We start from the raw sequence: 14,778 nt of genomic DNA, 5'->3' as shown, positions 1-14,778 counted from the left end.
CGCCTACTTGGCGTAGGACTCCAGCGGCTTGTCGTTGGGCTCGCGGAAGAGCTGCTGCAGCGTCTCGCTCATGGGCAGGTTCAGGTTGGCGTTCTTGGGCGGGATCGGCGACATGAACCACTTGGCGTAGAGCCTGGCCGCCTCGCCCGAGAGCATGAACCTGCGCAGCGAATCGTCCACGGCCTTCTTGAACGCCGGGTCGTCCTTGCGGAACAGCAGCGCGATGGGCTCGGACGCCAGGGCCTCGCCGACGATGCGATAGCCCGTGGGGTTGCGGCCATTGGCGATCAGGCCGGCCAGCAGGTTGTCGTCGAGCACGAAGGCGTCGGCCCGGCCGGACTCCAGCATCAGGAAGCTGTCGAAATGGTCCTTGCCGAGCACGGTCGGGATCTCGATGTTCTTCATCTTGGCGTAGTTGCGCAGCAGCTGCACGGCCGTCGTACCGGTGGACGCGGCCACGTTGCGTCCGGCGAGTTGTTCGAACGAGGTGATGCCCGAATCGGCGCGCACCGCCATGCGCACCTGGCTCACATAACTCGTCAGCGCGAACGCCACCTGCTGCTGGCGCGTGAGGTTGTTGGTGGTCGGGCCGCAGCCGATGTCCACGGTGCCGTTCTGCACCAGCGACATGGTGTTCTGCGCGGTCAGGACCTTGTAGTCAAAGCGGGCGCCCGGGGCGATCTCCTTGAGGACGTGCTCGCACAGCTCCACGTGGTAGCCGACGAACTTGTCCTGGGCGCCGAGCGCGTAGGCCATGGGCGCGGAGGCTTCGCGCACACCCAGCACCACGGCGCCGGTGGCCTTGATCTTGTCGAAGGTGCTGGGTGCAGGTGTGCTCTGGGCGTTGGCCGCGCAGGCGAAGATGGCGAGGACGAGGGAGGCCGCGGTGCGGTGGAATGGGTGCACGGCGTGGAATGGAGATGAGGGGTGCATGCAGTCAGGCTGCCATCGAACCCTAGCAGCGAGCCTGCATACCGTCCACGGCGAAAACGCGGATGCGCGCTGCACCCCCATGCACGCCGATGTCGCGCCTCAGGGCCTCCCGGCGCCGGGAACGTCCACCTGCGTCGCCCATACCGCCGCCTCGCGCGCGGCCTGGCGCGCGGCTTCGTGGAAATCGGGGGCCACGCACAGGAACAGGGTGCGCCGGTCCGGCCCACCCAGCGTCAGCGCGAAGCAGCCCATGTTGCCAGTCGGGATCGACTGCAGGATCTCGCCACCCGGAGCCATGCGCACGGCGCGGTGGCCCACGGCATCGGCGAACCAGACCGCACCCTCGGCGTCCAGCACAGCCCCATCAGGTGCTGCCGTCAGGCTGCCCAGCACGGTCGGGACATCGGTCATCGGCGGCTGCGGTCCCCACGCCGCCCAGTCGCGCCGTGGGCCCAGGCCACCGTCGGCCTGCATGTCGAAGGCCGAGATGCGGTTGCCCATGGTCTCGCAGACGATCAGTGTGCGGCCATCGGGCGTGAGCATGGACCCATTGGGGAAGTACAGCCCCTCGGCCGCCACCGACACCGTGCCGTCCGGGTCCACGCGCGCGAGCCGGGCCAGCGCCGGTGCGCCGCCGCCCATGAGGTCGAAGCCGAAGTTGCCCACGTAAGCGCGCCCCTGGCCGTCGACCACCATGTCGTTGGCATGGCCGCCGGCGACGCCCGACAGGTCGGCATGCGGCACGAGCCGGCCGTCGGTCTCGCGCCGCAGCACGCGGCGGTCGCGCATGGAGACCACCAGCAGCCGCCCATCCGGCAACCAGCCCAGGCCGGAGGGCTGCTGCGGCACCGTGGCGATGGTCTCGGCCTGGCCGTCCAGACCGACCGCGACGATGCGCTGTGTGTAGAAGTCCGACAGCCAGAGCCGGCCATCGTGCCAGCGCGGGCCCTCGAGGAAGCTGTAGCCGGTCACCAGTTCGGAAAAGCGCGGTTCTGCCATCGGGTCTCCTGTTCTTGCGCGGTCGGACGTCGCCGCGGGCCGCCGCATCATAGGCAGCGCGCGCCCAGGGACATCACCGATGCGGGCCGCTGCCATGTGGTGTTGAATGGCCCGCTTTGCACCCGCCACGATGAGAGACCGCTCCATGTTCCGCCGTTCCTTGCTGGGCGCTGCCGCGCTCGCTTCGCTGACCACGCTCGTGGCCCCCGTCACCGCCCAGGCCCAGGCCTGGAAGAACTTCCCCGACAAGCCGATCAAGCTCGTCATCGCCTTCCCCGCCGGTGGCCCCACCGACATCACCATGCGCTCGCTGGCCGACAACGCGGCCAAGGTGCTGGGCCACCCCGTCATCATCGAGAACAAGCCCGGTGCCGGCGGCACGCTGCCCGCGCAGGCGCTGCAGACCGCCCAGCCCGATGGCTACACCATCGCCCAGATCCCGCTGGGCGTGTTCCGTCTGGGCTACACCACCAAGATCAACTGGGACCCGATCAAGGACATCAGCTACGTGATCAACGTCACGGGCTATGCCTTCGGTGTCGTGGTGCCGACCAACAGTCCGTTCAAGACCTGGGCCGACTTCGTCGCCTACGCCAAGGCCAACCCGGGCAAGCTGACCTATGGCTCCACCGGCACGCTGACCAGCCCGCACCTGACGACCGAGATCATCGCCCAGCAGGCCGGCATCGAGCTGCAGCACGTGCCCTACAAGGGCAGCGCGGACCTGATGCTGGCCGTGGTCAGCGGCCAGCTGATGGCCGCCGTGGACTCCACCGGCTTCGCGCCACAGGTCGAGGCCGGCAAGCTGCGCGTGCTCAACACCTGGGGCGAAAAGCGCCTGCCCAAGTTCCCCGATGCGCCCACGCTCAAGGAACTGGGCTACGACATCGTGCAGAACTCGCCCTTCGGCATCGGCGCGCCGCGCGGCACGCCGCCCGAGGTCGTCAAGCGCCTGCACGACGCCTTCAAGAAGGCGATGGAAGAGCCCAGCTACGTGGCCACGCTCGCCAAGTACGACATGCTGCCCGACTACAAGAGCACGGCGGACTACACCAAGTTCGCGCAGGACACGGTGGCGCGCGAGAAGGCCATCATCGAGAAGCTGGGGCTGGCCAAGCCGCAGTGAACGCCGTGGCCTGACGCGGCATCATCGCGTCATGCGCCGATCCGGACCCTCCGAGCAAGCCGACTGGCAGGTCGTGCACGTGCATCCGTACGCGCCGGCCAAGCCTGCACATGGTGCGCCCTGCAACGGCTGCGGCATGTGCTGCCTGCTGGAGCCCTGTCCGCTGGGCATGCTGCTGTCACGGCGCCGGCAGGGCGCTTGCGTCGCCCTGCGGTGGGACGAGGCCCAGGGGCGCTACCTGTGCGGTGCGCTGAGCGAGCCGGCCGAGGTGCTGGGCGTGCGCTGGCTGGCGCCGCTGGCACGGCGCTGGATCGCGGCGGGCATCGGCTGCGATGCGCGCTTCCAGGTGCAGGAAGCCGGTGCGGCAGCGGATACCATCGCCCGCAAACCTCCTCCATGACCGACACGCCACGACTTCCATCGATCGCCCGGGGCGCCCTGTGGGACCGTGTCTACGCGGCCCTGGAAGCTGCGCTGCTGTCCGGCCGTTACGCCCCAGGCGAGCGCGTGGTGCTGCGGGATGTGGCGGACGAACTCGGTGTGAGCCTGACACCCGTGCGCGACGCGGTGAACCGTCTCGTCGCCGAAAAGGTGCTGGACCGCGGCGGGGTCGGCCAGGGCGGGGGTGCTGTCGTGCCCTTGCTCGACGCGGACCAGTTCGACCAGCTCATGACCGTACGTGCCGGTCTGGAGCCCGTGGCCGCGCGGGCCGCGACCCTGCATGCGACACCCGAGGCATTGGCGGGCATCGAGGCCTCGCTGGCCGAGATGAAGCGCTCCGTCAAGGAGCGGCGCACGGCACAATACCTCGACGCGCACTACCGGTTCCACTTCGGCATCTACGCGCTGTGCCGCATGCCCATCGTGCAGGACGTGATCGAGAGCGCCTGGCTGCGCTGCGCCCCCACGCTCACGCTGGCCCTGCCCGAATACATCCCCAGCCTGAAGCGCTACCCCTTCCACGAGGCGGCTCTGGACGCCTTGCGCCGTGGCGATGGCGACGCCGCGGCCGAGGCGATCCGCGACGACATCGAGAGCGCACGCGCCGACATTTGCGCGCTGCTCGACAAGCACCCCCGTTGAGACCCTGAGGGCATGGCGCGCTCGCGCCGCCCTGGCGGGACGGCGCTTGCGCTGCTTTTGTTGTTTGTTATAACATTGACCAAGAACATCGGAGACCACCCATGCGCAACCGCCTGCACCGTGCCTTCCTCGCCCTGCTGGGGCTTGCCGCGACCGCCCTGGCGTCGCCGGCACCCGCCGCAGAATTTCCCGCCAGGGAGATCCGCTTCGTCGTGCCCTGGAACGCCGGCGGCTCCAACGACATTGCCGCGCGCCTACTGGCCCAGCTGGCCGCCGAGCAGGGTGTGCAGGTCATCGTGGAGAACGTGCCCGGCGCCACCGGCTCCATCGGCATGACGCGCGTGGCCAATGCGGCGCCCGATGGCTACACCATCGGCATGGGCACGAGTTCCACGCTGTCGCTGATCGCGCAGAACCTCACGCCGTTGCGCAACGAGCAATTCGCGCCGATCGCCCGCGTCACCATCGATCCCCTGGTGCTGCTGGTGCCCTCGTCCGGGCCCGCCAACCTCGAAGCCTTCGTCGACCATCTCCGCAGGAACCCGGGCAAGGTGTCCATCGGAACGCCGGGCACCAACAACCTCAACCACATCTTCTCGGTCATGGCCGGCCGCGTGGCCGGCGTCGAGATCATCAACGTGCCGTACACGGGCGGCTCCAAGGTGGTGGCCGACCTGGCCGGCAAGCAGCTGGAGGCGGCCGTGCTCAAGCCCTCGGAGAGCAAGGCCATGATGGATGCAGGTCTGGTCAAACCGCTCGCCGTGTTCGCGACCGAACGTCTGAAGACCTTGCCCGATGTGCCCACGTTCAAGGAGCGTGGCTTCGACGTCTTCCCGCACGGCCCCTTGGTGCAGATGGCCTACATCGTGGCCCCGGTCGGCGTGCCCGAGCCGGTGCGCTCGAAGCTGACCGAGATCTTCTCGAAGGCGATCCAGAGTGCCAAGTTCAGGGCCCCGACCGAGCAGGCCGGTGCCGTCGTCGACGACCTGACGGGCGCAGCGCTCGGCCGCGAGATCAACAACGTGCAGAAGTCGCTGGCCGAGGTCGGACCCAAGATCTTCGTGGCCGACAAGAAGTAAGCGAAGCCTCCCCTCCCATCGAACCAGCCACCACCATGAGCCTCATCCAAAAAGTCAGCTGCCACGTCGTTTCCGCACCCGTGGAGAAGCCCTTCACTTCCTCGCGCGGCTGGCTGTACAAGAACCGCGGGTCGTGCATCGTCGAGATCGAGACCGCGGACGGCATCGTCGGCTGGGGCGAATGCTATGGCCCGTCGGCCGTCTCCAAGGCCTACATCGAGACCCAGTTCGCGCCGCGTGTGGTCGGCCGCGATGCCTTCGACGTCGAGGTCATCTGGGAGGATCTGTACAACCGCGTGAAGGACTACGGCGGGCGCGGCATGGTCACCTCGGCCATGAGCGGCATCGACATCGCCCTGTGGGACATCATCGGCAAGAGCTGCAACAAGCCCATCCACAAGCTGATCGGCGGCGCCTACCGCAGCGAGGTCGATTGCTACGCCACCGGCATGTACTTCATCGACATGGACCGCCTCGTCGAAGAGGCGATCGAAGAGGCGCAAGGCTATGTCGAGGAGGGCTTCACCGCTGTGAAGATGAAGATCGGCCTGGGCGATCCCAAGCTGGACATCGCCCGCGTGGCCGCGGTGCGCCAGGCCATCGGCGACAAGACGCGCCTGATGGTCGATGCCAACCACTGCTTCACCGTACCGCAGGCGATCCGCCTGGGCCGCGAGTTGGAGAAGCTCGGCGTGGAGTGGTTCGAGGAACCGATCTCTCCGGAAGACATCGACGGCTATGTCGAGGTCACACGCGCACTGGACATGGCCGTGGCCGGCGGCGAGAACGAGTTCACGCGCTGGGGCTTCCGCGACCTCGTGGTGCGCAAGGCCATGGACATCGTGCAACCCGACGTCTGTGCGGCCGGCGGCATCAGCGAATGCCGCAAGATCGCGACACTGGCCAGCGCGCACGGCGTGGAGTGCGTGCCGCACGCCTGGGGTTCGGCCATCGGTCTCGCGGCCACGTTGCACTTCATCGCGGCGCTGCCGGACCAGCCGCCGAGCTTTCGGCCCATGCCGCCCCTGCTCGAGTTCGAGCAGTGCGAGAACCCGTTCCGCGACCATCTGTCGCGCGAACCCATCGTGCAGCGCCGCGGCAAGGTGCAGATTCCCACCGGCGCGGGGCTCGGCATCGAAGTCGACCGCCAGGTGCTGGACCGCTATCGCGTGGGCTGAGCATGCGTTTCGTGAGCTTCGCCGGCCCGCAAGGCCGAGCCACGCCGGGCGTGGTCGTCGGAACGGACGTGGCCGACCTGTCGCATCCGGACTGCCGGGCCTGGATGGGCGACAGCCCGCCGAGCCTGCTGGCCATGGTCGAGCAGGGCTTGGGCGAGTGGACCGACCGTCTGCGCGGGGCACGCTTCGGCGCGGCCGTGCTGCGCCCGCTGGAGGGCCTGAAGCTGCTGGCGCCGCTGCGCCCCGGCAAGATCATCGGCGCGGCCTTCAACTTCAGCGACGCCCTGGCCGAGCGCAACATGCCAGCGCCGCCCGAGCCAGTCACCTTCGTGCGGTCGGGGGCCACCGTGGTCGGCCCCGGCGCGCCCGTCCTGGTACCGCCCGATGTCGGCGATGTGGGCTACGAGGCTGAACTGGCCGTGGTGATCGGCCGCCGGGCGCTGCGTGTCCCGCGTGCGCACGCCATGGCGCATGTGGCCGCCTACACCCTGCACAACGACGTGAGCGGCAGTGCGCTGGTCAAGGCCGATGGCGGCAACTTCGTCCGCGGCAAGAACCTGCCCGCCTCGGCGCCGCTGGGGCCGTGGCTGCTCACGCCCGACGAGGTGCCGGATCCCTACCGCGTCGGCATCCGGCTCGACATCGATGGCCGCCGGCTGCAGGACGGCTCCACCGCCACCATGCTGCATGGCATCGCGGCGCTGATCGCGTTCATCTCCGACCGCATGCCGCTGGACCCGGGCGACGTCATCGCCACCGGCACGCCGGCGGGCGTAGCAGCCACCCACACGCCCGCCGCCTGGCTGCGCCCGGGGCAGACCGTGACCGTGGCGCTGGCGGGTCTGGGCGAACTGTCCAACCCCGTGATGGCGGGGCCACCTTTCCTGGAAAGCCGATGACCGCTTTGCCCCGCGTCCTCCTCACCAACCCGATCCACCCGGCGTTGCTTCCGGTGCTGCAGACCGCCTGCGAAGTGGTCACCGCGCCGGATGGCGCTGCCGACACGCTGCGGCGTCTGGTCGCCGATGCCGACGCCCTGGTCGTGCGAACCCAGCTGCCGGCCGATCTGTTCGACCATGCGCCGCGCCTGCGTGCCGTGGTGCGCCATGGCGTGGGCCTGGACATGATCCCCGTCGCTGCCGCCACGGCGCGCGGCATCCCGGTGGCCAATCTGCCCGGTTCGAATGCCACCGCGGTCGTCGAATACTGTCTGGCGGCCATGCTGCATCTGCGCCGCGGCCTGGCGACGCTCGACGCGCGCCTGCGCAGCGAAGGCTGGGCGGCCGCACGTCCCCTGGCCGACACCGGCCTCGAGCTGGGACAGTCGATCTGCGGCATCGTGGGCGTGGGCGGCATCGGCACGCGTCTGGCGGCGGTGGTGCAAGGCCTGGGCATGCGGGTGCTGGGCCTCACGCCGCGGCCGCAGGGTCTGCCGCCCGGGGTGCAAGCGGCCGACAAGGCGCAACTGTTCGCGCAGGCCGATGTGGTCGTGTTGTGCTGCCCGCTCAACGACGCCACCCGCGGCCTGGTCGACGCCGCCACGCTGGCCCGCATGAAGCCAGGCGCCATCCTCGTCAATGTCGCACGCGGCCCCGTTGTCGACACGCCCGCGCTGCTGGCGGCCCTGCGCGAAGGCCGGCTGGCCGGCGCCGCTCTGGACGTCCACGACCGCCAGCCCCTGCAGGCCGACGACCCGGTGCTGCACTGCCCGCGGCTGCTGCTCACGCCACACGTGGCCGGCATCACCGCCACCAGCATGCACGGCATGAGCCGCGGTGCGGTGGACACGGTGCTCGCGCTGCTGCGCGGCGAGCGCCCGTCCAACGTCGTGAACCCCGAAGTCTTCCGCTGACCTCCTTTCCCGAGAGACCACCACCATGCGCATCGCCGATCTCCGTGCCGTTCCGATCTCCTTTCCCGTCCCCGCCGACAAGTCCGTCACGCTGGGCATCGGGCGCAGCGTCAAGCGCGATGCCGTGCTGGTCCGCGTGGAAACCGACGACGGCCACGTCGGCTGGGGCGAGGCGCACCATGGGCGCTGCCCCGGCGCCATCGCGCGGCTCGTCGACACCACCCTGCGTGAGTTGGTGCTGGGCTTCGACGCGGCCGACGTGCATGGCGTCTGGGCGCGCGTCTACAAGATGCAGCTGGCCAGCCACGGCATGGGCGCGGCTGCCGCCCTGGCCCTGAGCGGACTGGACATCGCACTGTGGGACCTGCGCAGCCAGGCCACGGGCTGGCCGTTGTACCGGCTGCTGGGCGGGGCGGCCAAGCCGATCAAGGCCTATGCCGGCGGCATCGCGCTGGGCTGGCAGGACCCTGAACTGCTGGCCGAGGAGGCGCTGCAGCACGTGGGTGCCGGTTACCGCGCGCTCAAGCTGCGCGTGGGCGACACGCCGGTGCGCGACATCGCACGCGTGCGCGCCGTGCGCCGCGCCGTGGGCGAGGCCATCGACATCCTCGTGGACGCCAACACCGCCTACTCGCTGGACGACGTGCGCCGCGTGATGCCGGCCTACGAGGAATGCGCGGTGGGCTGGCTCGAGGAGCCCTTTCCGCCACAGGACCGACGGGCCTACGCGGCCGCGGCCCGGCTGGGTCGCGTGCCGCTGGCGGCGGGAGAGAACCACTACACGCGCTACGAGTTCCAGACCTTGTTCGAGGATGGCCACGTCGGCTTTGCCCAACCCGACCTGTCCAAGACCGGCGGCGTGACCGAAGCCATGCGCATCGCGGCCATGGCCAGCGCGCTCAAGCTCAGCGTGAACCCGCACACCTCGGCCACCGCGATCAACATGGCGACCACCATCCACTACCTGTGCGGCGTGGACAACCCCGGCTATTTCGAGGGCGATGTGACGGCGCTGAACCCGTTCCGCGATGCGCTGACCGACAAGGCACCATACGCGCTGGATGCGGAGGGCTGCGTGCGGCCCCACGAGGGCGTGGGCATCGGCCTGAAGATCGACCTGGACTTCATCCGCGACCACCCCCTGATCGAAGGGCCCTGCTACGTCTGAGCCTTATTCGGGCTCGATTCCCGCCGCCCGGATGATCTGGCCCCAGCGCTCGAGCTCGCCGAGCTGGAACTTCGCGAGCTCCTGCGGCCCGATGAAGGCCGCCTCCTGCCCCGTCTTCTCGATGACCTGCTGCACGCTGGGCGCCGCGAGCGCCTCGCGCACCAGTGCGGCGAGCCGCTGCACCACGGGCGCGGGCGTGCCGGCCGGCGCGTACAGCGCGTTCCAGTAGCCGAACTCGTAGCCAGGCAGCGATTCGTTGATGGCCGGCACCTCGGGTGCCAGCGGCGAGCGCTTCGGACTGCTCATGCCCAGCGCACGCAGCTTGCCGGCCTTCACCTGGGGCAGGCTGGTCGTGAGGTCCACGATCATGAGATCGATCTGCCCGCCCACGAGGTCCAGCACGGCCGGCGGGTTGGCCTTGTAGGGAACGTAGTTGAACTTGGTGCCCGTGGCCTGCTGGAACAGCTCGGTCGCCACCTGGGCCGAGGAACTGCCCGAGCCGTAGTTGAGCTTGCCGGGCTGGGATTTGGCCAGCGCCACGAGTTCGGACACGTTGTTCGCCTTGATCTGCGGGTTCACCACCAGCGCGAGGTAGCCGCGCGCCAGCAGCGAGACGGGCGCGAAGTCCTTGATCGGGTCGTAGGCGATCTTCTTGAGCAGGTGCGGGTTGGCCGACTGCGTGGTGTTGGTCGTCATGAACAGCGTGTAGCCGTCCGGCTGCGCCTTGGCCACGTACTGCGCGGCAATGCTGCCGAAGGCTCCGGCCCGGCTCTCGACGATCACGGGCTGCCCGCTGAGGCGCGTGATCTCGGCGCCCACGGCGCGGGTCAGGCCATCGGTCGCGCTGCCCGGTGTGGAGCCGATGACGATGGTGATGGGCTTGGCGGGGAAGGCCGGCTGGACCGTGGATTGGGCAGAGGCCAGCGGGGCCATGGCTGCCGTGCAGGCGAGCGCGATCAGCGCGCGACGTGTGCGCATGGGATGTCTCCTCGAAATGGAAAGGGGAAAAAGGGGGCGTGCGTCTCAGCGCAAGAGCTTCCAGCCGTCCAGCAGCGCACGCAGCCCTTGTTGCTGCTGGTCGTTCAGCGGCCAGGCCGAGGGCGGGCGCGTGGCACCGCAGTCGTTGCCCATGAGTTGCAGCGCGCTCTTCACCACGGTCACGTTGGTGCCGTTGTTTTCCTGCGCGCGCAGTTCCTCGAAGGGCAGCATCTCTTCGATCAGGCGCATGGCCAGCGGCTGGTCGGCGGCTTCCAGCGCGTTGTAGATCGCGACCGAGCGCTCGGGCAGCACGTTGATGAGGCCCGAGGTGAAGCCGCGCGCGCCGACCGCGTAGAACGGCGGTGCCCAGACCTCGGCCAGGCCGCCGACCCAGGCCAGCTGCCGGTCGGCCGTGCGGCGCATGGCGGCGGCCAGCACCAGTGGCGTGGGCGAGGCCCACTTGATGCCCACGACCTCGGGAATGCGGCACAGCGCCTCGATCGCGTCCAGGCCGATGTTCTCGTTGCGCAGGTACAGCACCAGCGGCAGGCCGCCGCCGGCCTCGGCGATGCGCTGCACGTAGGCCAGCACGCCGCGCGGCGCGACGAAGGGGTCCGGCGGCTGGTGCACCATGAGCGCGTCGGCGCCGGCTGCGCGCGAAACGCGGGCCAGCGCACAGGCCTCGCCCACGCTGCGGCCCACGCCGGCCAACAGCGGCACGCGGCCGGCCACGCAGTCGGCCGCGATGGCCACGGCACGCTCGGCCTCGGCCGGTTGCAGGCCGTAGAACTCGCTGGTGTTGCCGTTGGCCACCAGCACCTGGACGCCGGCCTGCACGGCACGGTCGACCACGGGCTTCAGCGGGGCGGCGACCACGCGGTCCTGCGCGTCGAAGGGTGTGACCAGGATGCCGGAAATGCCGTTCAGCGCCTGGCGCAGTGCGGGACCTTGAAAAGAAGCCATGGATGTAGAGGAGGGGGTGTTGCAGCGGGTGCTACTCTAGAAAACAAGCCGCCAGCGGTCCAATCCAAATCGGCGATCCCGCCATCCAAGTTCTGAATCGTGTTCCAGCTTTCGCAACTGCGCTGCTTCGTCGCCGTCGCCTCCGAACTGCACTTCGGCCGTGCCGCCGCACTGCTGCACATGACGCAGCCGCCGCTCACGCGCCAGATCCAGTTGCTCGAGCACGAGCTCGGCGTGCAGCTGCTCGAACGCGCCGGCGGCACGGTGCGCCTGACGCCGGCCGGTGCCAGCTTCCTGCGCGAGGCCGAGGACATCCTGCGCCGCAGCCAGGCCGCCATGCAGGCCGCGCGCCGTGCCATGCGGGCTGACGCGGGCACGGTCACGCTGGGGTTCATCGCGGCGGCCAGCTTCGCCCTGCTGCCGCAAGTGCTGGGCGCGGTCCGCACGGCGCTGCCCGACGTGGAAGTGGTGCCGCGCGAGCTGCAGACCGTGGACCAGCTCGACGCCCTGGCCGCAGGCCGCATCGATCTGGGCATCGTGCGGCCGTTCGCGCCGCGCAGCTTCGCGGCCTCCAGCATGCTGTTGCGCGAGCCGCTGCTGCTGGCCGCGCCCGTGGGACATGCGCTGGCCGATGGCGATGCTATGGCGCTGGCGGAGCTGCAGGGCCAGCCCTTCATTGCCTACTGCCCGTCGGAGACGCGTTACATCTACGAGCTCATCGCGGGCCGGCTGCGCGCCGAGGATGTGGCACCCGAGACGGTGTTGACGCTGAGCCACACGCACTCCATCCTGGCCATGGTCGATGCGGGTTGGGGCGTGGCGCTGGTGCCGGCCTCGGCGCAGCGCCTGGGCTATGCGCAGGTCGCGTTCCGGCCCTTGCGCGACCCGGCCGGCCTGCATGCCGAACTGCACCTGGCCTGGCGCGCACAGAGCCGGCACGTGGTGGCCGACACCGTGCGCGGGGTGCTGCAGAGCAGTTTCTAGGCGCGCTGGGCCAGCACCAGCCGCGCGAACTCGGCGAAGCCCGCGCCGCGTTCGCCCTGTGCCACATAGCGCGGCAGGTGCGCCAGCTGCGGCACGAAGCGCGCGATGTTGGCCACGCCCACGCTGTTCTCAAAGGCCTGGAACATGCGCGCGTCGTTGGTGGAGTCGCCCACATAGGCCCAGCGGTCGATCTCGGCATCCAGGTCGCGCTGCCAGAGCTCGCGCAGGATCCAGCGCGCGCCTTCGAGCTTGTCGTGGTCACCGAACCAGCCGTTCACATGGATGGAGGAGACCGTGGCGTGCAGGCCGGCACCGCGCATGGTCTGCACCACGGCGTCGATGCGGGCCTGGTCCAGTTGCACGAACTCGCTGTGGTCGATCGCGATGTCGGTCTCGCGGCCGGCGGAGTCACCGGCCCGTTGCGCCCCCGGGATGTGCTGCTCGACCTGGGCCAGCACCTGCTGCATGCGCGTGAAGTTCGCGGAACGCGTGGCGGCGTCCTGCAGGTAGCGCTTCTCCACGCTGCCATCGGGCCGGCGCAGCAGCGCCACGGCGCCGTTCTCGGCCACGATGGCATCGACGGGCCACGCGCCCGCGAACGGCAGGCTCCAGCCGACCGAACGGCCCGTGACCGCCACCACCGCCAGGCCCGCGGTACGCAGCTCGGCCAGGGCCTGCAGCGCGTCCGCGGTGATCGCGCCTTCGGTCGTGAGCGTGTCGTCGATGTCGGTGAAGATGCCGCGCAGCGCTTGGGAAGCGGCTGCCGGCCAGGCCGCCAGCGGTTTCATCCCGCGTTCTGCAGCGCCAACCCCGCATGCTCGCGCAGCGGGTGGAAGTGGATCTTCGGAAAGCGTTCCTGCGCCAGCCGCACGTCATAGGGCGAGGTGCACAGGTAGGCCAGCGTGTCGGCCGCGTCGCGCGCCATGCGCGCAGGGTAGGCGTCGACGAACTGGCGCAGCTCGGCCGGCGTGTCGGCCGTGATCCAGCGCGCACCCGTGTATTGGCAGCCTTCCAGCCGGATATCGGCGTCGTACTCGGTCTTCAGGCGGTGCTGCACCACCTCGAACTGCAGCTGGCCCACCGCGCCCAGCAGCATGGGGCCGCCGGCCTCGGGCTTGAAGACCTGGATCGCGCCTTCCTCGCCGAGCTGCGCCAGGCCCTGCTGCAGCTGCTTGGTGCGCAGGGGGTTCTTGAGGATCACGGTCATGAACATCTCGGGCGCGAAGAAAGGCAGACCCGTGAACTGCAGGTTGGCGCCGTCGGTGATGGTGTCGCCCAGCTGCACGCCGCCGTGCGTGGTGAAGCCGATGATGTCGCCCGCATAGGCCTCGTCCACGGCCTCGCGGCGCTGGCTCATGAAGGTCACGACGGACGTGGGCCGCAGTTCCTTGGACGTGCGCTGCACCTTGAGCTTCATGCCCGGCTGGTACTTGCCCGAGGCCATGCGCACGAAGGCGATGCGGTCGCGGTGGTTGGCGTCCATGTTGGCCTGCACCTTGAACACCACGCCGGCGAAGTCCTTGTCCTCGGGCAAGATCTCCTTGGTGACGGGCTGGCGGTTGACCAGCACGGTGCTGATGCGCTTTTGCGGCGGCGGGGCCAGGTCGACCAGCGCGTCCAGCACTTCCATCACGCCGAAGTTGTTGACGCCGGAACCGAAGAACACGGGGGTCTGCTTGCCGGCCAGGAAGGCGGCATGGTCCCAGGCCGGGGAGGCGCCCGTGGCCAGCTCCATGCTCTCCATGGCGGTGTCGAACTCGTGGCCGAAGCGGGCCTGCAGCGCGGCGCGGTCCGCGAGCGGCATGGTCTCGAAGTCCTGCGGCCGCCGCTCGCTGCCGGACTCGAACACCGTCATGGCCTGCGTGCGCAGGTTCACGATGCCGCCGAAGCTCTTGCCCTGGCCCACGGGCCAGGTCATGGGCACGCAGGGCATGCCGAGTTCGCGCTCCACTTCGTCCAGGATGTCCAGCGGCTCGCGCACCTCGCGGTCCATCTTGTTGACGAAGGTGATGATGGGCGTGTCGCGCTGGCGGCAGACCTCGATCAGCCGGCGCGTCTGCGCTTCCACGCCGTTGGCGGCGTCGATGACCATCAGGGCCGAGTCCACGGCCGTCAGCACGCGGTAGGTGTCCTCGGAGAAATCCTTGTGGCCCGGCGTATCGAGCAGGTTGACCACATGGTCGCGGTAAGCCATCTGCATGACCGAGCTGGCCACTGAGATGCCGCGCTGCTTTTCGATCTCCATCCAGTCCGAGGTGGCGTGGCGGCTGGCCTTGCGCGCCTTGACCGAGCCGGCGATCTGGATGGCGCCGGAGAACAGCAGCAGCTTCTCGGTCAGCGTCGTTTTACCCGCGTCGGGGTGGGAAATGATGGCGAAGGTGCGGCGACGCCGGGTTTCGGAGGCGAAGGACAAAGCGCGGTTCCAGGTGAGGGGG

15 protein-coding genes are annotated in these 14,778 nt (G+C 69.5%); 9 read left to right on the top strand and 6 right to left on the bottom strand.

Annotation, left to right across the window (positions count from 1 at the left end; all coding sequences use genetic code 11):
• Positions 1 to 3: 3 nt before the first annotated feature.
• Both IE209_RS05815 and IE209_RS05810 read right to left on the bottom strand, forming a co-directional pair.
• The gene (locus tag IE209_RS05815; protein WP_229882732.1) at positions 4 to 864 is read right to left on the bottom strand and encodes a transporter substrate-binding domain-containing protein; all 861 of its coding nucleotides are present in this window, start codon (positions 862 to 864) and stop codon (positions 4 to 6) included.
• Between the two features lie 168 nt (positions 865 to 1,032).
• Entirely contained in the window at positions 1,033 to 1,932 is a 900-nt protein-coding gene (locus IE209_RS05810; protein ID WP_189686024.1) for an SMP-30/gluconolactonase/LRE family protein, read from the bottom strand.
• Positions 1,933 to 2,077: 145 nt separating this feature from the next.
• On the opposite strand from IE209_RS05810, the gene IE209_RS05805 reads away from it, so the two are divergent.
• The 8 genes from IE209_RS05805 (at position 2,078) to IE209_RS05770 (ending at position 9,418) form a co-directional block, all read left to right on the top strand.
• The gene (locus IE209_RS05805; RefSeq protein ID WP_189686023.1) at positions 2,078 to 3,058 is read left to right on the top strand and encodes a tripartite tricarboxylate transporter substrate binding protein; all 981 of its coding nucleotides are present in this window, start codon (positions 2,078 to 2,080) and stop codon (positions 3,056 to 3,058) included.
• A gap of 31 nt (positions 3,059 to 3,089) precedes the next feature.
• Positions 3,090 to 3,458, top strand: coding sequence for a hypothetical protein (locus IE209_RS05800; protein WP_189686022.1), 369 nt, complete (start codon positions 3,090 to 3,092; stop codon positions 3,456 to 3,458).
• Positions 3,455 to 4,141: a GntR family transcriptional regulator gene (locus IE209_RS05795; protein WP_189686021.1), complete on the top strand. Its 687-nt coding sequence runs from the start codon at positions 3,455 to 3,457 to the stop codon at positions 4,139 to 4,141. Before IE209_RS05800 ends, IE209_RS05795 begins: the two co-directional genes overlap by 4 nt.
• A gap of 101 nt (positions 4,142 to 4,242) precedes the next feature.
• Positions 4,243 to 5,220: a Bug family tripartite tricarboxylate transporter substrate binding protein gene (locus IE209_RS05790; protein ID WP_189686020.1), complete on the top strand. Its 978-nt coding sequence runs from the start codon at positions 4,243 to 4,245 to the stop codon at positions 5,218 to 5,220.
• 35 nt (positions 5,221 to 5,255) lie between these two features.
• On the top strand, positions 5,256 to 6,398 hold the full coding sequence (locus tag IE209_RS05785) for a mandelate racemase/muconate lactonizing enzyme family protein (RefSeq protein ID WP_189686019.1): 1,143 nt from the start codon (positions 5,256 to 5,258) through the stop codon (positions 6,396 to 6,398).
• Positions 6,399 to 6,400: 2 nt separating this feature from the next.
• Positions 6,401 to 7,297, top strand: coding sequence for a fumarylacetoacetate hydrolase family protein (locus IE209_RS05780; RefSeq protein WP_189686018.1), 897 nt, complete (start codon positions 6,401 to 6,403; stop codon positions 7,295 to 7,297).
• Positions 7,294 to 8,250, top strand: coding sequence for an NAD(P)-dependent oxidoreductase (locus IE209_RS05775; RefSeq protein ID WP_189686017.1), 957 nt, complete (start codon positions 7,294 to 7,296; stop codon positions 8,248 to 8,250). The genes IE209_RS05780 and IE209_RS05775 overlap by 4 nt, the downstream gene beginning before the upstream one ends.
• A gap of 25 nt (positions 8,251 to 8,275) precedes the next feature.
• Positions 8,276 to 9,418, top strand: coding sequence for a mandelate racemase/muconate lactonizing enzyme family protein (locus IE209_RS05770; protein ID WP_189686016.1), 1,143 nt, complete (start codon positions 8,276 to 8,278; stop codon positions 9,416 to 9,418).
• Between the two features lie 3 nt (positions 9,419 to 9,421).
• Here IE209_RS05770 and IE209_RS05765 read toward each other — a convergent pair whose 3' ends face one another.
• Both IE209_RS05765 and IE209_RS05760 read right to left on the bottom strand, forming a co-directional pair.
• Entirely contained in the window at positions 9,422 to 10,396 is a 975-nt protein-coding gene (locus IE209_RS05765) for a Bug family tripartite tricarboxylate transporter substrate binding protein (RefSeq protein WP_189686015.1), read from the bottom strand.
• Between the two features lie 45 nt (positions 10,397 to 10,441).
• The gene (locus IE209_RS05760) at positions 10,442 to 11,359 is read right to left on the bottom strand and encodes a dihydrodipicolinate synthase family protein (protein ID WP_189686014.1); all 918 of its coding nucleotides are present in this window, start codon (positions 11,357 to 11,359) and stop codon (positions 10,442 to 10,444) included.
• Positions 11,360 to 11,458: 99 nt separating this feature from the next.
• Here IE209_RS05760 and IE209_RS05755 point away from each other — a divergent pair, with 99 nt between their 5' ends.
• A complete protein-coding gene (locus IE209_RS05755) occupies positions 11,459 to 12,343 on the top strand; it encodes a LysR family transcriptional regulator (RefSeq protein ID WP_189686013.1) in 885 nt (294 codons plus the stop codon).
• On the opposite strand, the gene IE209_RS05750 is transcribed toward IE209_RS05755, so the two are convergent.
• Positions 12,340 to 13,131: an HAD-IIB family hydrolase gene (locus IE209_RS05750; RefSeq protein ID WP_189686012.1), complete on the bottom strand. Its 792-nt coding sequence runs from the start codon at positions 13,129 to 13,131 to the stop codon at positions 12,340 to 12,342. The genes IE209_RS05755 and IE209_RS05750 overlap by 4 nt on opposite strands.
• The gene (locus tag IE209_RS05745) at positions 13,128 to 14,756 is read right to left on the bottom strand and encodes a peptide chain release factor 3 (RefSeq protein WP_189686011.1); all 1,629 of its coding nucleotides are present in this window, start codon (positions 14,754 to 14,756) and stop codon (positions 13,128 to 13,130) included. Before IE209_RS05745 ends, IE209_RS05750 begins: the two co-directional genes overlap by 4 nt.
• Between the last annotated feature and the right edge of the window lie 22 nt (positions 14,757 to 14,778).

Source organism: Pseudorhodoferax aquiterrae, assembly GCF_014652235.1.
Lineage (GTDB): Bacteria > Pseudomonadota > Gammaproteobacteria > Burkholderiales > Burkholderiaceae_C > Pseudorhodoferax > Pseudorhodoferax aquiterrae.
This window is presented reverse-complemented; position numbering and strand designations above follow the sequence as displayed.